16 protein-coding genes and 4 tRNA genes are annotated in these 17,660 nt (G+C 38.4%); 16 read left to right on the top strand and 4 right to left on the bottom strand.

Going from position 1 to position 17,660, the window contains the following annotated elements; all coding sequences use genetic code 11:
* Positions 1–141: 141 nt before the first annotated feature.
* The 4 genes from ACYIAR_RS02510 to ACYIAR_RS02495 all read left to right on the top strand — a co-directional run bounded on the left by ACYIAR_RS02510 (position 142) and on the right by ACYIAR_RS02495 (position 485).
* Positions 142–215 (top strand) — tRNA-Arg (locus ACYIAR_RS02510).
* Positions 216–223: 8 nt separating this feature from the next.
* Positions 224–297: transfer RNA gene (locus tag ACYIAR_RS02505), tRNA-Arg, on the top strand.
* A 31-nt stretch (positions 298–328) separates the two neighbouring features.
* Positions 329–402 (top strand) — tRNA-Arg (locus tag ACYIAR_RS02500).
* A gap of 9 nt (positions 403–411) precedes the next feature.
* A tRNA-Arg gene (locus tag ACYIAR_RS02495) sits at positions 412–485 on the top strand.
* Positions 486–674: 189 nt separating this feature from the next.
* Here the strand turns inward: ACYIAR_RS02495 and ACYIAR_RS02490 are convergent.
* Positions 675–1,076 (bottom strand): DUF6249 domain-containing protein, encoded by a 402-nt coding sequence (locus ACYIAR_RS02490; protein WP_480331905.1) that lies wholly within the window; start codon positions 1,074–1,076, stop codon positions 675–677.
* Positions 1,077–1,219: 143 nt separating this feature from the next.
* Between ACYIAR_RS02490 and ACYIAR_RS02485 the strand changes: the two genes are divergently transcribed.
* The 10 genes from ACYIAR_RS02485 (at position 1,220) to recN (ending at position 9,081) form a co-directional block, all read left to right on the top strand.
* Positions 1,220–1,759 (top strand): RNA polymerase sigma factor, encoded by a 540-nt coding sequence (locus tag ACYIAR_RS02485; protein ID WP_480331903.1) that lies wholly within the window; start codon positions 1,220–1,222, stop codon positions 1,757–1,759.
* A 10-nt stretch (positions 1,760–1,769) separates the two neighbouring features.
* Complete coding sequence (locus tag ACYIAR_RS02480; protein ID WP_480331901.1) at positions 1,770–2,120, top strand: hypothetical protein; 351 nt, start codon at positions 1,770–1,772, stop codon at positions 2,118–2,120.
* 322 nt (positions 2,121–2,442) lie between these two features.
* Positions 2,443–2,682 (top strand): 50S ribosomal protein L28, encoded by a 240-nt coding sequence (gene rpmB, locus ACYIAR_RS02475; protein ID WP_480333532.1) that lies wholly within the window; start codon positions 2,443–2,445, stop codon positions 2,680–2,682.
* An 18-nt stretch (positions 2,683–2,700) separates the two neighbouring features.
* Positions 2,701–2,889 carry a 50S ribosomal protein L33 gene (rpmG, locus tag ACYIAR_RS02470; protein ID WP_005642977.1) on the top strand — a complete coding sequence of 63 codons (189 nt, stop codon included), beginning with the start codon at positions 2,701–2,703 and terminating at the stop codon, positions 2,887–2,889.
* Positions 2,890–2,904: 15 nt separating this feature from the next.
* Positions 2,905–3,057: a DUF4295 domain-containing protein gene (locus ACYIAR_RS02465; RefSeq protein WP_480331898.1), complete on the top strand. Its 153-nt coding sequence runs from the start codon at positions 2,905–2,907 to the stop codon at positions 3,055–3,057.
* Between the two features lie 225 nt (positions 3,058–3,282).
* The gene (dnaN, locus tag ACYIAR_RS02460; RefSeq protein WP_480331896.1) at positions 3,283–4,410 is read left to right on the top strand and encodes a DNA polymerase III subunit beta; all 1,128 of its coding nucleotides are present in this window, start codon (positions 3,283–3,285) and stop codon (positions 4,408–4,410) included.
* Between the two features lie 67 nt (positions 4,411–4,477).
* Positions 4,478–5,248 carry an exonuclease domain-containing protein gene (locus tag ACYIAR_RS02455; protein WP_480331895.1) on the top strand — a complete coding sequence of 257 codons (771 nt, stop codon included), beginning with the start codon at positions 4,478–4,480 and terminating at the stop codon, positions 5,246–5,248.
* Positions 5,249–5,250: 2 nt separating this feature from the next.
* The gene (gene coaBC / locus ACYIAR_RS02450) at positions 5,251–6,465 is read left to right on the top strand and encodes a bifunctional phosphopantothenoylcysteine decarboxylase/phosphopantothenate--cysteine ligase CoaBC (protein ID WP_480331894.1); all 1,215 of its coding nucleotides are present in this window, start codon (positions 5,251–5,253) and stop codon (positions 6,463–6,465) included.
* A 31-nt stretch (positions 6,466–6,496) separates the two neighbouring features.
* Positions 6,497–7,399, top strand: coding sequence for a type IX secretion system protein PorD (gene porD / locus ACYIAR_RS02445; RefSeq protein WP_480333530.1), 903 nt, complete (start codon positions 6,497–6,499; stop codon positions 7,397–7,399).
* A 5-nt stretch (positions 7,400–7,404) separates the two neighbouring features.
* Complete coding sequence (gene recN, locus ACYIAR_RS02440) at positions 7,405–9,081, top strand: DNA repair protein RecN (protein ID WP_480331892.1); 1,677 nt, start codon at positions 7,405–7,407, stop codon at positions 9,079–9,081.
* A gap of 211 nt (positions 9,082–9,292) precedes the next feature.
* Here the strand turns inward: recN and purT are convergent, their stop codons facing one another.
* The 3 genes from purT to ACYIAR_RS02425 are packed head-to-tail and all read right to left on the bottom strand — an operon-like array spanning position 9,293 to position 14,407.
* Positions 9,293–10,474, bottom strand: a complete 1,182-nt coding sequence (gene purT / locus ACYIAR_RS02435; protein ID WP_480331890.1) for a formate-dependent phosphoribosylglycinamide formyltransferase — start codon at positions 10,472–10,474, stop codon at positions 9,293–9,295.
* A 17-nt stretch (positions 10,475–10,491) separates the two neighbouring features.
* The gene (locus ACYIAR_RS02430; RefSeq protein WP_480331888.1) at positions 10,492–11,787 is read right to left on the bottom strand and encodes a Na+/H+ antiporter NhaC family protein; all 1,296 of its coding nucleotides are present in this window, start codon (positions 11,785–11,787) and stop codon (positions 10,492–10,494) included.
* A 34-nt stretch (positions 11,788–11,821) separates the two neighbouring features.
* A complete protein-coding gene (locus ACYIAR_RS02425) occupies positions 11,822–14,407 on the bottom strand; it encodes a DUF5686 and carboxypeptidase-like regulatory domain-containing protein (protein WP_480331886.1) in 2,586 nt (861 codons plus the stop codon).
* 321 nt (positions 14,408–14,728) lie between these two features.
* On the opposite strand from ACYIAR_RS02425, the gene ACYIAR_RS02420 reads away from it, so the two are divergent.
* Both ACYIAR_RS02420 and ACYIAR_RS02415 read left to right on the top strand, forming a co-directional pair.
* Positions 14,729–15,094, top strand: a complete 366-nt coding sequence (locus ACYIAR_RS02420; protein ID WP_480331884.1) for a MarR family winged helix-turn-helix transcriptional regulator — start codon at positions 14,729–14,731, stop codon at positions 15,092–15,094.
* A 70-nt stretch (positions 15,095–15,164) separates the two neighbouring features.
* Complete coding sequence (locus ACYIAR_RS02415) at positions 15,165–17,618, top strand: FAD-dependent oxidoreductase (RefSeq protein WP_480331882.1); 2,454 nt, start codon at positions 15,165–15,167, stop codon at positions 17,616–17,618.
* Positions 17,619–17,660: the final 42 nt, after the last annotated feature.

Here is a 17,660-nt window from a genome sequence, read left to right as displayed (position 1 = left end):
AGTAATTTTTTTTGAGGCATTAACTATTTGTTCAATAGTAATATATAATAAAACTGATTTTATTGGGAAGAAAAAAGTGTATAAAAAATTTGTATCTTTAAAATAAATAGCTACCTTTGCACTCGCAATCACGAAACAAATGGTTCGCTAGCTCAACTGAATAGAGCATCTGACTACGGATCAGAAGGTTATAGGTTTGAATCCTATGCGAATCACAAAGAATGGCCGCGTAGCTCAACTGAATAGAGCATTTGACTACGGATCAAAAGGTTACAGGTTTGAATCCTGTCGCGGTCACGATTGGTAAAGTAGTGATTAAAAAACAAATGGTTCGCTAGCTCAACTGAATAGAGCATCTGACTACGGATCAGAAGGTTATAGGTTTGAATCCTATGCGAATCACTTAAGAATGGCCGCGTAGCTCAACTGAATAGAGCATTTGACTACGGATCAAAAGGTTACAGGTTTGAATCCTGTCGCGGTCACGATTGTTTTGGAGTTGTTTGCTGAGAATGCAGACAACTCTTTTTTATTTATCTATATCTGTTGAATAAATTTCTGGAAACTTAATAATATAAAAATAGGACCGAACCTATGAGTTTGTAGGTTCGATCCTATTTTCATTTGGGGTCGAACCTGTGCTGGCATAGGTTCGGACCCTGTAATTAATTTTGTTACTCCTTTTTAGATTGCTTGAGCTCAATGATATATGAAATCAGCAGACCAAGACCTCCGAATATTAGTATGCAAGATGCATAAATGGTTGAAACTGTCTCAGTTAAATTTCCTATAATTTCATTTGAACTGAAATATTGTGGGAAATTAATGCTCACAATAACATATCCTAGCAATACTCCAAGTCCAAGACCAATTAACAAGCATCCAGCTCTGAGTGTGTTGAAAGAGAAAAGACTTGGTTTGTAGAAAATACCATTCTTAAAAGTGTCCGGATTGATTTTGTCTCCCAATTTCTCTATTAAAGACAAACGTTCTTTTCGTCCGGCAAATAATTCAAACAATTTGTAAATTGTTCCGAAAACAATAGCTACATTAGCTACAATCATTAATTCATCCATAATAATATGTTTTATTCGTTAGTAAATTTGTTTCTTTGTCCTTTTAGACGCAGCAAATTGTTTTAGGTTACAAAAAAATATTTTTTTTATTTTTCAAATATAAAGTGTAACCAGTTTTCCTATGTTGCGTCTAAAGAGGCATAATGAAGAAGGATGAATTACAAATAATAATGCGCATCTTGTCGGGAAAGACCGAAGAGTTTTCCTATTTTATGGATGTTTATGGGCAGCAGGTGTTCACTCTTGTTGTCCGCATTGTTAATTCCGAGGAAGATGCTGAAGAAGTTACACAGGATGTTTTTATGAAGGCTTATATGAATTTGCCTTCATTCAACGGAATCAGTAGCTTTTCTACATGGTTATATAGGATTGCATACAATACAGCTATTTCATATACAAGAAAGAGGAAAAATGAAGAATATGTTGTAGATGATAAAGTGTGGAATACTATATCTGATACAGAGGTTGACGATGCTTTGTCCGACGAAAGTGAAGCTCAAATCGAACTTCTTATGAATGCACTGCAGAAATTGCCGCCTGAAGACAGGGCTCTGATTACATTATATTATGAAGAAGAGAAATCTGTAAAAGAAATATCTTCTATATTTAATTTGTCTGAATCAAATGTGAAGGTGCGTTTGTTCAGACTCAGAAAGAAATTGTATATTGAAGCAAAAAAATAAATGACAAAATATGGATGAAGGATTGAATAAAGCAGTAAGGAAACAGCCGTCATATCGTATTCCTAGTAATTTTTCATATAAAATGATGGAGAAGATACGTCAGGAAGAATTGCTCCGTGAATACAAAAAGGAGAGAAGGCTTTATGCTTTGATGCTTCTTACTATAATTTTGATGGTTTGTTTTTATTTTGGTTTTATGATTTGGTTTTTCCCTAATTCATTATCTGCTATGATGACGGGAGTGAAAACATTCTTTAAAGGAATAAATATTCCTGCAGAAAGCGTTCCTATATTACTTACTGTACCATTACTGGCGCTGTTTAATGTTTTTCTGAGGAAAATCTTTGCAAAGTACAGGTGATTTATATACTTGGTTATATTAAGGAAGAGATTTTGTAGGAAATTATAGCGTTGATAATGAAGATATAAAATCTTATTCGTAATTATATGAATCTTTTTTCTAGGTTTGTTTGGAATATATGGAATAAATATTTACCTTTGCACCCCGTAAGAGATAGGATATTATATCTTTTTACAGCGAGGAAAGTTTTTAGTTCTGATCGTGATGCTAGTTCAGAAGTGAAAATCCTAGAGAGAGGGGCATAATGATTGCGGAAAAGAAAAGATTTCGTATCTTTGTGCTTGGAAAATATGATTCATTACATGTAATAAAAAGAATAGAGATGTCTAAAATTTGTCAAATTACCGGAAAGAAAGCAATGGTTGGCAACAACGTTTCGCATTCTAAGAGAAGAACGAAACGTAAGTTTGATGTTAACCTGTTTACTAAAAAGTTCTATTGGGTAGAACAGGATTGTTGGGTTAGCCTGAATATTTCTGCAGCAGGCTTGCGCACTATTAACAAATTAGGTTTGGATGCAGCTATCAAAATGGCAGCGGAAAAAGGTTATTTAAACGCTTAATGTTGGAGGATTTAAACGATGGCAAAGAAAGCAAAAGGTAACAGAGTTCAGGTTATTTTGGAATGCACCGAACACAAAGAAAGCGGTATGCCGGGAACTTCTCGCTATATCACTACTAAAAATAGAAAGAACACTACTCAGAGATTGGAATTGATGAAATACAACCCAATCTTGAAGAAGATGACTTTACACAAAGAAATTAAATAATAGGAGATTTGAACAATGGCAAAGAAAGCAGTTGCAACATTTAAAAAAGGTGATGGACGTACTTTCTCAAAAGTAATTAAGATGGTTAAGTCTCCTAAAACAGGTGCTTACATCTTCCAGGAAGAAATGGTTCCAAACGAAGCTGTAAAAGATTATTTCGCAAAATAATTGTAGTTACATCTTATTATAACAAAAGGCATGTCGATTTCGGCATGCCTTTTTGTTTTTATATCAGTTTTCCGAAAGATTAAGTTTTCCGGCATTAAAACACTGTCGGCAGAATAGATACTATTCGTATATTTTTAGTACATTTGTATTCGTGTTGGCTGTCCGGATTATCCGGAGCAATACACCAAAAACAAGATAATATTAAAAAACTAAATAACTTAAATTATGAGATTTGATGTTTCAAGTACAGCGTTGCTGTCGCGCCTTCAATCTATCAGCAAAGTGATTGTAAACAAGAATTCTTTACCGATTTTGGATAACTTCCTTTTTGAATTGGATGGAAATATTCTGACTATCACTGCTTCGGATGCTGAAACACGAATGGTTACTTCTGTTGAAGTTATGAATGTTCAGGGAAAAGGAACATTTGCTGTATCGTCAAAGATTCTTCTTGAACCTTTGAAGGAATTGCCGGAACAGCCGCTTACTTTCGATATCAATGATAGTAATTTGGAAATCTTCATTCATTTCCAGAACGGTAAGTATAATTTTATCGGAGAAAATGGTGATGCATATCCGGAACAACGTCCATTAAGCGAAAATGCTGTTTCTCTTACTATCGAATCAACACAGTTGCTTAACGGAATCAGCCGCTCATTGTTCGCTACAGCCGACGATGAATTGCGTCCTGTTATGAATGGCATTTACTTTGACATACAGCAGGATGCACTTACATTCGTGTCTTCAGACGGACATAAACTTGTGCGCCTTCGTAATCTTGCTGTCAAATCACCGGAAAGAGCAGCATTTATTTTGCCTAAGAAACCAGCCAATTTGTTGAAGAATATTTTGGCTAAGGAAAACGATATCGTTCTTATCAAGTTTGACGACAATAATGCTCACATCAGTTGTAATAACTTCGAAATGGTTTGCCGCCTGATTGAAGGACGTTATCCGAACTACAACAGTGTTATGCCTCAGGAAGATAAGTTGAACAAGCTGACAATTGACAGACTTTCATTCCTGAATGCACTGAAGCGTGTTTCTGTATTCTCTAATCCGGCAAGCAGCTTGGTTAAGCTGAATATTACATCAGGGAAGATGGTGATTTCTGCGCAGGATATTGATTTCTCAACAGCTGCTGAAGAAACTATCATATGCTCATTCGACGGTGAAGATTTGAATATCGGATTTAAAGCTACATATCTGATTGAAATATTGAGCAATATCAGTTCAGAAGAAGTTATAATGAAACTTGGTGATGCTGCTCGTCCGGGATTAATTGTTCCGGCAGAAAATGAGCCTCTGGAAGATTTGCTTATGTTGCTTATGCCAATGATGCTTAATGACTGATAATATAATTTGTTCCGCAATTGTTTGTTTATTCAAATGATTGCGGATTTTAAATAATTGTGTGATTATGCAATTGAATCTTAGAAATCCTCTTATTTTTTTCGATCTGGAAACAACCGGCATCAATATAGTGAAAGACCGCATTGTTGAGATTTCATATGTGAAAGTCTTCCCGAACGGAAAGGAAGAATCTAAAACATTGAGAATAAATCCCGGTATGCCAATCCCGCCGGAATCCACAGCTATTCATGGAATAACTGATGAAGATGTAAAGGATTGCCCTTTATTTAAGGATGTTGCGAAGACTTTGGCTGCTCAATTCGAAGGATGCGATCTTGCAGGATTCAACTCCAACAGATTCGACATTCCGCTTTTGGCAGAAGAATTCTTGAGAGCCGGAGTAAATATAGATCTTTCGCGCAGAAAGTTTATCGACGTTCAGACTATATTCCATAAGATGGAACAGCGCACTTTGTCTGCCGCTTACAAATTCTATTGTGGTAAAAGTCTTGAGAATGCACACACAGCTTCTGCAGACACAATGGCTACATACGAAGTTCTGAAAGCACAGCTTGACAAATATCCGGAACTTGAGAATGATGTAACATTCTTGTCAAAATTCTCTTCGTTTTCCAACAACGTGGATTTTGCAGGTCGAATGATTTATAATGAGAAAGGTCAGGAAGTGATAAATTTTGGAAAATACAAAGGACGTCTTGTAGAAGAAGTTCTTTCTGTTGATCCGGGATATTATTCATGGATGATGAACAGTGATTTCTCTCTGAACACAAAACAGAAACTTACTGAAATCAAACTTAGAGGATTTAATAAGAAATAATTATGTTGAAAGGTAAACATATAATATTAGGAATTACCGGTAGTATTGCTGCCTATAAAGCTGCTTATATTATCCGTGGACTTGTGAAGAAAGGTGCCGAAGTTCAGGTTGTTATAACTCCTGCCGGAAAAGAATTCATTACTCCTATAACTTTGTCGGCGTTGAGCAGTAATCCTGTCATAAGCGAATTCTTTTCCAATCGCGACGGTTCGTGGCATAGCCATGTAGATTTAGGCTTATGGGCTGATGCAATGCTTGTGGCTCCGGCTACTGCATCTACGATAGGCAAAATGGCTAACGGCATTGCCGATAATATGCTTGTCACAACATATCTGTCATGTAAAGCTCCAGTATTCATCGCTCCGGCAATGGACTTGGATATGTTTGCTCATCCAACAACTCAGCAGAATCTGGACCGTCTCCGTTCTTTTGGCAATCATATCATTGAACCGGGAACAGGAGAATTGGCAAGTCACCTTGTCGGAAAGGGAAGAATGGAAGAGCCGGACAAGATTATCGAAGAATTGGAGAAATTCTTTTCTTCTTCGTCTGAGTTGAAAAACAAAAATATTGTTATTACTGCCGGCCCGACATACGAAAAGATTGATCCGGTCCGTTTTATTGGAAACTATTCATCCGGAAAGATGGGATTTGCCCTTGCTGAAGTTTGTGCGCAAAAAGGTGCAAATGTGAAGCTAATAGCCGGACCTGTGTCTTTGGAAGCAAAGCATCCGAATATTTCGCGCATTGATGTGGAATCTGCAAATGAAATGTATGAAGCAGCGATGGATGCTTTTCAGGATGCAGATGCTGCAATATTATGTGCTGCTGTTGCCGACTATCGTCCGGAATTTCAGGCTGAAGACAAGATAAAGAGAGAAAAAGAAGGAGAGATGACTCTTCATCTTGTTCCAAATAAAGATATAGCAGCTTCTTTGGGCGAAATAAAGAAGGATAATCAGATATTGGTGGGCTTTGCTCTTGAAACCAGCGATGAAACAAAGCATGCTGCTGACAAGTTGAAAAGAAAGAATCTTGATTTCATCGTTCTTAATTCTCTTCGCGACAGTGGAGCCGGATTCAGATGTGACACAAATAAAATTTCTATTCTTACCAAAGAAGGTGAAATCTCTGAATATCCGCTTAAAAGCAAACACGAAGTTGCCGAAGATATTGTCACTAAACTTGTCCAGTTTATTGACAAAGCTGCAAAATGATTGTATAACGACATATAAATAAGTGCTCTGAATTATGAAAATAAGAAATTTGTTCTGTTCGTTGCTTTTCTGTGCTGTTCCGTTTGTTGCCAATTCTCAGGAATTGAATGCAAGGATTACAGTTAATAGCGACAAAATTCAGGGAACTAACAAATCTGTGTTTACGACACTTCAGACATCACTGACAGAATTCGTAAACAACAGAAAATGGACTGACGCAACATTTGCAGTTAACGAACGTATCGACTGCTCAATGACTATCATAGTCAATGAGCAGAACGATAATACGTTTTCTGCAGAAATTCAGGTGCAGTCACGTCGTCCGGTTTATAATTCGTCTTATACAACAACTTTATTCAATTTCCGCGACACTCAGTTTGATTTTGAATACGTGGAATTTGAACAGCTGGAATTCACTGGCACATCCTTGACCAGTAATCTTACAGCAACTATTGTATATTATATCTATATCATATTAGGATTAGATTTCGACAGCTTTTCGCCTCTTGGCGGAAAGGCTTATTTCGAACAGGCGCAGCAGATAGTCAATATGGCTCAGTCGCAGGGAACATGGAATGGCTGGAAAGCCTTCGACGGCAATCAGAACAGGCATGCCTTGATTACTGCATTGACCGATAATACTTCCGAGAATTTCCGGAATATGTGGTACACATATCACCGCAAAGGATTGGATGAAATGGCTGCCAATCCTGATAGAGGACGCACAACAATTATCGAGACTTTACCATTGTTGGAAGAAGTTTACAAAACAAGACCAACTTCCGTGATTCTTCAGGTTTATGCAGATACAAAACTTGATGAACTCATGAGCATTTATTCCAAAGCGACAAGCCAGGAAAAACAGTCGGCATTGAAACTTCTTTCTAATATTTTCCCAACCCAGACCAAAAGATTGGAAGCACTTAAAAAATAAATATTATGCTCAAATCGCTGTTTATAAAGAATTTTGTTCTTATTGACAATCTTGATATCCACTTTGATAAAGGCTTTTCTGTGATAACTGGTGAAACCGGAGCCGGAAAATCAATTATTCTCGGAGCTTTGTCTCTTGTGCTTGGTCAGAGAGCGGATGGAAAGAGCATAAAGAACGGTTCTGAAAAATGCGTTATCGAAGCTGTCTTTGATATTACACAATACAGATTGGAACCTTTTTTCCTTGCCAACGATCTGGAATATGATGATAAATCCTGTATTCTCAGACGTGAGCTTTATGCGTCGGGCAAATCACGTGCTTTTGTAAACGATTCACCGGTTTCTCTTAATATAATGAAGAAATTGGGAAGCAAACTGATAGATATTCATTCACAACATCAGAATTTGCTTCTCGGCAACAATCATTTTCAGATGAAAGTTGTTGATGTGATGGCTGAGAACGAGATTCTCCTTATTCTTTACAGAAAGGAATATTCCAGATATCAGTCTCTGAAACGTGATTTGAAGGAACTGAAACAGCGTGCCGAGCAAACAAAGCAAGAAGAAGATTATGTCCGTTTCCAACTTGAGCAACTTCTGGATGCGCGCTTGCAGGAAGGAGAGCAGGAGGAACTCGAGCAGGAACAGGAAACTCTGACTCATGCCGAAGAAATAAAAGGCACATTATATAAGATTACCCAGCTTCTTGATGGAGAGGAATTTGGAGCAATCCAATTAATAAAAGATGCATTCTCTGCTGCCGATTCTCTGGAAAGATATTTCCCTCAGGCAAAAGAAATATCAGAGAGATTGCGCTCGGCATATATCGATTTGAGTGATTTGTCTTCCGATGCAGAGTCGAAGAAAGACGATATCGAATTCAGCCACGAGCGCCTGGAATGGGTTAATGACAGACTGAATACAATTTATTCTTTGCAGCAGAAACATCATGTACAGTCTGTTCCCGAACTTCTTTCAATCCAGGAAAATTATGAAAAGCAGCTTCAGGAAATAGATTCATTTGATGAGCAGATTGAGCAACTTTCGCAGCAAGTTGAAGCTTCGTATAAGGAATTGCTTCAGCAGGCTTATGTGCTCAGCGGACAACGAAAGGTGGCTTCAGAAGCAATGTCTGAACAGCTTGTACAAATGGTGACGCCTCTTGGAATGCCAAATATCCGTTTCCGTGTGGATATTGCTCATAAGGAAGAGCCTGATAACGACGGAATAGACGATGTGTGCTTTATGTTTTCTGCCAATAAGAGCGGAGATTTGCAGCCGGTGTCGCAAACTGCATCCGGTGGTGAAATATCAAGGCTTATGTTGTGTCTGAAAGCTATGATTGCCGGATTCACAGCCATGCCTGCTATCATTTTTGATGAAGTTGACACTGGTGTTTCCGGTGATATTGCCGACAAGATGGGAAATATCATGCAGGAACTCGGAACTAAAATGCAGGTTCTCACCATAACTCACTTGCCGCAGATTGCAGCAAAAGGAAGGTCGCACTATTATGTCTATAAGAAAGATATTGATGAACGTACTGTAACTAATATCCGTGAACTTTCGGAAGAGGAAAGAATTAACGAAGTTGCCAGAATGTTGAGCGGCTCGCAATTAACTGAAGCATCATTGGCTAATGCCAGAGATTTGCTGAACAGCAACAGAACTTCTGCTAGGTAAATGAATCCTGGAAACTTCGGTTAAATTATTCCTCAAATATATACGGATGTATTCTAAAATATATACGGCCCCAATTTGTCGTACTTCTATATATATTTTGAAATATATACGGCCCTAATTTACTCTAGGTTCGGATGTGTTTTCACATAAAAAATAGCGATATGAATTATTATATTTCATACCGCTATTTTCATTTTATATATAGTGAATTTTACAAGTTTACTTTCAGATTATCGAGCATAATGCCAGTCTTCTTTCTTGCTTCTTCAACATCATTTCCTCTTGCCAAAAGAACACCCATTCTGCGATGTCCGTGAACTTCAGGTTTTCCGAAGAATCTCATCTGTGTGTCCGGCTGTTCAAGCACTTTGTCCAAGTTTCCCAATGACAAATGGTCGCTGTCGCCTTCAACAACGATTGCTCTGGAAGCACCCGGTCCGTGGAATCTGATATTTGGAATAGGCAAACCTAGGACAGCACGAGCGTGCAAAGCAAACTGAGACAAATCCTGAGTAATCATTGTCACCATTCCTGTGTCGTGTGGGCGAGGAGAAACCTCGTTGAATATAACATCGTCACCTTTTACAAACAACTCTACACCGAAAATACCTCTACCACCGAGAGCATCAGTAATTTTGCGTGCTATTTCCTGAGCTTTAGCTTTAGCTTTTTCTGACATTACTTGCGGCTGCCATGATTCACGATAGTCACCGTTTTTCTGAACATGACCAACTGGTTCAAGGAAAGATGTTCCGCCAATATGTCTCACTGTAAGCTGAGTTATTTCATAGTCGAAATCAATAAATCCTTCAACAATCATTTTACCAGCACCGGCTCTGCCGCCTTCCTGAGCATAGTGCCATGCCGGCTCAATATCTTCAGCTTTTCTGATTACGCTCTGTCCGTGTCCGCTTGAGCTCATAATTGGCTTAACCACGCAAGGCATACCGATTACTTTTACAGCTTCTTCAAATTCTTCTTTTGTTTCAGCGAAACGATATGGGGAAGTTGGCAAACCAAGTTCCTCAGCAGCAAGGCGACGAATGCCTTCGCGGTTCATAGTCAACCATGTAGCTTTAGCAGTTGGAATCACATTATATCCTTCCTTTTCTAGTTCCAGTAAAGTTTGTGTTGCGATTGCTTCAACTTCCGGAACAATGTAGTCAGGCTTTTCTTTTTCTATTATTTCACGCAAGGCTTTTCCATCAAGCATTGAAAGTGTATAAGAGCGGTGAGCCACCTGCATGGCAGGAGCATCCGGATATTTATCCAATGCAATAACTTCCACACCATAACGCTGTAACTCAATTACGAACTCTTTACCTAATTCTCCAGATCCACAAAGCACCACTTTAGTTGCTGTGGATGATTTTGGTGTACCAATCGTTGTCATATATCGAATGTTTTTATTTAGGTGTATTTTTTAGGATATCTGAATATAATCGCAAGCAAGGCTCCTGCACCGAGCAAGTACGGATAATACAAATATTGCATAATCTCAATCGGAGAAACTTTTCCAAGCCCTGACGCCATCAGCAACTGCGCTCCATAAGGAATTATGCCCTGAACAAAGCATGAGAATATATCCAATATACTTGCACTCCTTCGGGAGTCCACGTTAAACTTATCTGCAATATCTTTGGCTATCGGTCCGGACATAATCAGTGCAATTGTGTTATTTGCCGTACATAAGTTGGCAAAGCTGACCAAAGATGCAATACTGAATTCCGCGCCTCGCTGAGATTTTATATGCGCTGTTAATTTACAAATTATCCAGTCAATACCGCCATTGAATCGAATCATTTCCAATAAACCTCCGGCAAGAAGGGTGACGATAATCAGCTCGCCCATATCTGTTATCCCTTTTCCCATGGCTCCGGTCCAGTCCCATAGTGAAAATGTTCCGGTGAGCAATCCTGTTAAGCCGGAAAGCAATATTCCGACAAACAATACTCTCATAACATTCATTCCGCAAATGGCAGACACCAGAACAACAATATATGGAATAACCTTAGTCCATTCAATTTGTTCAACAGCATATGCTTCTACAGCAGAATTTCCTTTCAGAATAAATATTATTCCGGTTATAATGGCAATCGGCATTGCTATTCTGATATTGACTTTGAATTTATCAGACATTTGACAACCTTGAGTTCTGGTTGCAACAATTGTGGTATCAGAAATAAAAGAGAGATTATCTCCAAACATAGCACCGCTGACAACAACACCAAGCATCAATGCATCCGGCATTCCTGTCTTTTCTGCTATACCAATGGCAACTGGCGTCAGTGCAACTATTGTTCCTACCGATGTTCCCACTGATATTGAGATAAAGCAGGCAGCAATAAATATTCCGGCAGCAAGCAGATTACCCGGTAATAATGACATTGCCAAATTTACAGTAGCATCAACCGCTCCCATATTTTTTGCAGTCTGGGCAAAAGCTCCGGCTAATATAAATATAAGCACCATCAACATGATGTTTGTATTGGCTGCTCCTCTGCAAAACTGCTCGATACGATTGCTTAAAACTCCACCTTTCGACATAGCAATTGCTATGACTGAGGAAAGAAGGAAAGCAACGGTGATTGGCATTTTATAGAAATCACCGGCAATGCACGATACAACGACATATGAAACCAGAAAAACAACCAAAGGAGTCAAAGCCCATGCATTTGGTGTGCGTTGTATATCATTATTGTTCATCCTTATTATTAACATTTAGTTTATCAACATGATTTTAGAATGAGAATCGAAGGGCAATTCTCACACCGCCTTTCTTTATGTTTGGATTATCCAAATAAGTAAGTCGGCGATAATAATCAATTCGTAAAATCTTGAAGATATTTTCCAAACCAACACTGCATTCCATATACGGAACATTTCCGATAGGCATCGTTCCGTCAGGAAGCTGGAACAAGCCAGGAGTGATTGTTGGATTATTCTTATCAGTCAAATTTCCATACACACCGCTGAACGACACAACTTCGCGAAGCTTCAGCCATTTGATAACCGGAATACGGTTCAGAATCCATCCTTTCAGATAATATGTCAAATACCATGATACATATTCATCCGTAACGAATTCCATCGCATTCATCATATTGAATGCTTCAGGCTGGATAGTCAAAGACTGGTTTGTGTTAGGCAGAATCAGGAGTGGGAAAGGAGCTTTATCCCAAACTTTTCCTGCTTTCACTTTCGCGTCGATATGTCCGAATGAAGAAAGCCAAATTCTCTTTTCCGCACTGAATTCAGTATGGTTGTAATAATAGTCGCCACCCAGAACACCGTTAACACCAACTTGATGCGACAGTTTGAATATAGGAGCATCTTGAGACAGATTAAATACAGACTCTTTACCCGCTCTGCCGTTATATGCTCTTTCTCCAGGAGCAAATCTCAATCTTGCACCAATTTCTGTTGTTGTAAAGTCCTTGATGTGAGTGAGTGTTTTGTCTTCATTAATTCTGTCGTAGCTTAATGTTCCGGCAGCTTCATTATTTTCATTTCTCACCCAACCAAGTATGCTTAAACCATTAAGCCATTCTTTTTCATATTGCAACATCGTCTTTCTGATATACTGCATACGAGTTACCGGTGTACCGACTTTAATTGCAACGAACATATTATCCTTGCTGGTGAAAAGGAAGTCCTGACCAGGAGTATAGACATCATATTCCTGAATCAATGACAAATTGTTTCGCGGAACTTCACCTTCATGATATTCCTTTTTGTTGAAACTCTTTGTCAACTTCACATTATATTTGAACTTTCTGTCATTTACACCATATGCCACATATCCGCTGGCAAACCAGTAAGGGTTAAGATTTGCAGTTGTCATACCACCGACACGCATTCTGAAACCTTCAAGTTCATTCGCACTGAATGTAGTATTCATAGGACCGAAGTCAAATTTACTTGTAGTTCTGTCTTTTCCTGTAGGAATATATCCGGAAATAAGAATTTCTGCTGTTTTGATAATTACATTGAACACCGGAACTTTTCTCATCTGTGCAAGCAACTCATCCAAAGCACTTTCTTTTTCTTTCAGCGGTATATGACGATGACTTACCCAAAAACTGTCAGGCAATGCAGTCGCATTATCCGCAATATGTGTACGGCCAAGTAATCCGAAAATAGAATCCTGATTTGCTACTTCAAATTTATATTTGTCATAGTTACGCAAGTGGTGAGCATAGAATTCCTGTGTTCCTTTTATTATATAGAAATTAATATATGTATTCTCCTTGTCAAGAACCCATGTGCTGTCTTCCAATTGTTTGAACTGCTGGTCTATTCTCAGTTTGTCAACAAAGTTAAGGTTAATATCAGCCGGAGTGTTCAAGGTAAATTTCTTTATTGCATAACTTCCGTCAAGCATAATATACAATCTACCAGTAAATCCATAACTTTCACTGTTAACAGGAACGAATGCCAAGTCAACACATTTGTCTCCTGCAACATCTACAGTATCCATAATATAATACTTATAATACGTTGTAGCCAAAGTTGAAGACAAAGGACTTACAAATCGGTTAAGCAAGATATTAATATTATTGTCAAAGATATTTATACCCTGAAATATTTCTTCCAGGTTTGAACTTATTCCGCCTTCATCCAAAGTCTTATCAACACCTTGCTGACGTTTAGCTTTGGTAATAATCTTTTCAGCTTTAGGCTTTTTACGGTAATATTTGTCAGAAAGAGTTTCGCGGACCGACAATGTAAGAATTGGCTTTCCGTTGAATTCAGATGTGTCAAGATAATTCTTTATGAAATTGAATTTTCTGGTAAATTTATTTTTGTCTAGGTTCGGACTGAAATTGTCCAGTGAGAGACTGAGTTTCTCATATTGTTCAACCTGATATTCGTCTTTTGATTCAATTCTGTTATCTTCTTTATGTTCGATAACTTTCTTTATCAGCTCTACAGCCGGGTTATCTTTTCTGCTATATTTTTCCTTCTTCGGTTTTACAATAACTTCAGCAATTTCGAAACTTGTTGGTGCTATCAGAATCACCAGGTTTTTATTATCCTGATTAGGTTTCAAATTCACTATTTTCTCATTGTATCCCAATGATGAAACTATAAGCTGACGAGCTCCTTGTGTATTTTTCAGTGAAAAATTACCATTATCGTCAGTCATTGCACCAATAGTAGTATTCTTGAAAAGAATAGATACGTATGACAAAGGTTCTCCGGTTATTGAGTCTTTTACAATACCGGATGCAGAAGTAGTGTTCTGTCCAAATGCAATGGAGCTGGTGAAAAGTAGTAAAAAGGCAACCAGCCAATAATTGTAGGAAAATTTAAATTTGACCATGAATATAGTTCTTCTTTCCGTTTCTTCGTTTTTGGAATAATATTGAAGTGCAAAATTAAACTTTTTATTTGTACTGGGAAAATTCAATATTATAAATAATATTTATGTAATGGGTATTTTGGCTCTAAAAATGTTCTGTTTTATCAATATAGTTTATTTTTTAAATATTTATGGAATATAAATGGGTCGGTTAATGAATATGTTTAATGGGGAAATAATATTGCAGTAAAGCAAGTTTGCCGTACATAGAAATATTTTCTACTAGAAATTATTTTGTATGTATAAAAATATTGTATATTTGCAGTGAAAAATGAAATAAAGATGGAACCGATTTGCTCTATAAAAGATATTTATAAAGTATTATATCAATTTGAGAAAGCATTTTCTGAGGAAAATGATATAACAATTAATGAAGCAATGGTGCTTTGCAGTCTGAAAGAAGGAGGCTCAAAAACTGCGGGCGCAATATGTGAATATATTGGTTTGTCAAATTCACGTGTTTCAAAAGTAATAACATCAGTTGAGAATAAGTCTTATATTCAAAGACTTCTTAATCCTGTTGACAAGAGACAGATGCTTTTTGTCCTGACTGATGAAGGAAGGGAAAAGATCCGCCAAATGCAGAACAAGGAGCTGGGCTTTGAAGAACTATTCAAATCTCTTTCTGATTGTATTAAAAAAGGCTGATGCCTTTTTTTAATAGTTAAATATTTTCCACTAGCAAATATTATTAATGATAAATATATAATTATATTCTATGAAATACATAGTTGTAGGAGGAGTTGCCGGAGGAGCAACAGTTGCAGCGCGATTGCGCAGAAATGACGAAAAAGCTGATATTATTATGTTTGAACGTGGCAAATATGTATCATATGCAAATTGCGGTTTGCCATATTATATCGGTGACGTTATCAAAGAACGAAATAAATTATTTGTCCAAACAGTTGAAGGTTTCGTGAAGCGCTTCAGAATCGATATAAGGACAGAACAGGAAGTAATATCAGTAGATAAAGACAATCACACAGTGACAGTCCGCCGTTTGAGTAACGGTGAAGTTTATACTGAGAATTATGACAAACTTGTTCTGTCTCCGGGAGCCGAACCTTTACGTCCGGGCATCGAAGGTATCAACCATCCGAATATCATGACATTGAGAAACGTTCCTGATACGGATGCAATAAAACAGTTCGTTGAAGGCCGAAAAATAAGCAGAGCTGTAGTTGTTGGCGGCGGATTCATCGGTCTTGAGATGGCAGAGAATCTGAGAGAACTTGGAACAGAAGTTCATGTCGTTGAGATGGGAAATCAGGTAATGGCTCCGCTGGACTATTCCATGGCTTCCATTGTTCACCATCATTTGTCGGAAAATGGAGTTTTCCTGCATTTGGAAAATGGTGTGACCGGATTTACTGATGTCAATGGCAAAGTTGCCGTACGTCTTAAAAGCGGAGACGAAATAGAAGCCGATTTGGTTATCTTAAGCATAGGAGTAAGACCGGAAGTCAAATTGGCAAAAGAAGCCGGATTGGAAATTGGCAAAACGGGTGGAATTGCTGTAAATGAATATATGCAGACTTCTTCCAATGATATCTATGCTCTTGGTGATGCCACAGAAGTAAAGAATGCTGTGACTGGCGCACCTGCACTGATTCCTCTTGCCGGACCGGCAAACAAGCAAGGCAGAATAGTTGCAGACAATATCGTTTATGGAAACAAATATACTTACGATGGTTCCATCGGAACATCAATTGCCAAGATATTCTCATTGACAGTAGCTGCTGCCGGAGCCAACGCCAAGTTGCTCAAGAGAGAATCTATTCCTTACATATCTTCATACACTCATGGCAGTTCGCATGCCGGATATTATCCAGGAGCAGTCGGTCTTTCCATAAAGATTCTGTTTTCTCCGGAGAATGGCAGACTTCTAGGCGCTCAGGTCGTAGGTTTCGACGGAGTTGACAAGAGAATAGAAATGCTGGCTCAAGTAATTCAGAGAAAAGGAACAATCTATGATTTGACCGAGCTGGAACACGCATACGCTCCTCCATATTCTTCAGCAAAAGACCCTGTAAATATGGCTGGCTTCGTTGCCGATAATATTCTTAACGGAAGAGTAAATATTATTTCTTGGCGAGATATTGCCAATCTGCCGGACGAAACAATAAAGATTGATGTAAGAACAAAAGATGAATATTCGCTTGGCTCAATACCTGGATTCATAAATATCCCGGTTGACGAACTCCGCGAGCATCTGAGTGAAATTCCTAAGGACAAGGAAATTGTCGTAACTTGTGCAGTCGGTCTGCGTGGTTATCTGGCTTATAGAATTCTCACTCAGAACGGCTACAAGAATGTGAAGAATCTATCCGGTGGCTACAAGACATGGAGTGCTGCAACTTCGCCCGTCAAGAAACCTCAAATCTCATGTGAATGCCCGACTGAAAGTATGAACGACGACGGAAGCATATCTTCTTCCTCAAATCCTGTAGTTTCAGTTGACGCATGCGGATTGATGTGCCCCGGACCAATTATGCAGCTTAAAAAGAATTTCGGATTGCTGCAGGACGGTGAGACGCTAACAATAAAAGCGACAGACTCAGCCTTTGGAAAAGACGTTGCATCGTGGTGCAAAATGACTGGTGCGGAATTGCTTTCATTGCAGAATAAAAACGGTGTAATATGTGCCAACATAAAGAAAGCTGCCAAAAACAATAATCCGCAGTGCTCACCGGTTGCACAGCAGGACAATAAAACAATTATCGTTTTCAGCGATGATTTGGACAAAGCCTTGGCATCATTTGTTATTGCAAACGGAGCAGCGGCAACTGGCAAGAAAGTAACAATGTTCTTTACATTCTGGGGCTTGAATGTTGTCAAGAAACAGCAGAAACCTGCCGTTGAAAAGGATATTTTCGGAAAGATGTTCGGTTGGATGCTTCCATCAGACAGCCGCAGCCTGTCATTATCCAAAATGAGCATGTTTGGCATTGGCGACAAGATGATGCGTGGAATAATGAAGCGCAAGAAAATTGACAGTCTTGAATCAATGATAAATCAGGCAGTAGAAAACGGCATCGAAATGATTGCCTGCTCAATGAGTATGGATGTTATGGGTGTCAAGAAGGAAGAATTGATGGACAATGTAAATATTGGCGGAGTTGCCACATATTTGGAAAGGGCAGAAGAAGCCAATTTGAATTTGTTCATATAACAATATTAGCCCATCGTGGCAATTGAAAAAAATGAGCTCTGA

Source organism: Parabacteroides sp. KHUB-01 (assembly GCF_056640935.1).
The sequence above is the reverse complement of the archived record's forward strand: the minus strand, read 5'-3'. Positions and strand labels throughout refer to the sequence as shown.

Coding starts and splice junctions, on each gene's coding strand:
- dnaN (WP_480331896.1), top strand. CDS start 3,283: ATGAGATTTGATGTTTCAAGTACAGCGTTGCTGTCGCGCCTTCAATCT.
- purT (WP_480331890.1), bottom strand. CDS start 10,474: ATGACAACGATTGGTACACCAAAATCATCCACAGCAACTAAAGTGGTG.
- coaBC (WP_480331894.1), top strand. CDS start 5,251: ATGTTGAAAGGTAAACATATAATATTAGGAATTACCGGTAGTATTGCT.
- ACYIAR_RS02455 (WP_480331895.1), top strand. CDS start 4,478: ATGCAATTGAATCTTAGAAATCCTCTTATTTTTTTCGATCTGGAAACA.
- rpmB (WP_480333532.1), top strand. CDS start 2,443: ATGTCTAAAATTTGTCAAATTACCGGAAAGAAAGCAATGGTTGGCAAC.
- recN (WP_480331892.1), top strand. CDS start 7,405: ATGCTCAAATCGCTGTTTATAAAGAATTTTGTTCTTATTGACAATCTT.
- ACYIAR_RS02415 (WP_480331882.1), top strand. CDS start 15,165: ATGAAATACATAGTTGTAGGAGGAGTTGCCGGAGGAGCAACAGTTGCA.
- ACYIAR_RS02425 (WP_480331886.1), bottom strand. CDS start 14,407: ATGGTCAAATTTAAATTTTCCTACAATTATTGGCTGGTTGCCTTTTTA.
- ACYIAR_RS02480 (WP_480331901.1), top strand. CDS start 1,770: ATGGATGAAGGATTGAATAAAGCAGTAAGGAAACAGCCGTCATATCGT.
- rpmG (WP_005642977.1), top strand. CDS start 2,701: ATGGCAAAGAAAGCAAAAGGTAACAGAGTTCAGGTTATTTTGGAATGC.
- ACYIAR_RS02430 (WP_480331888.1), bottom strand. CDS start 11,787: ATGAACAATAATGATATACAACGCACACCAAATGCATGGGCTTTGACT.
- ACYIAR_RS02490 (WP_480331905.1), bottom strand. CDS start 1,076: ATGGATGAATTAATGATTGTAGCTAATGTAGCTATTGTTTTCGGAACA.
- ACYIAR_RS02485 (WP_480331903.1), top strand. CDS start 1,220: ATGAAGAAGGATGAATTACAAATAATAATGCGCATCTTGTCGGGAAAG.
- ACYIAR_RS02465 (WP_480331898.1), top strand. CDS start 2,905: ATGGCAAAGAAAGCAGTTGCAACATTTAAAAAAGGTGATGGACGTACT.
- ACYIAR_RS02420 (WP_480331884.1), top strand. CDS start 14,729: ATGGAACCGATTTGCTCTATAAAAGATATTTATAAAGTATTATATCAA.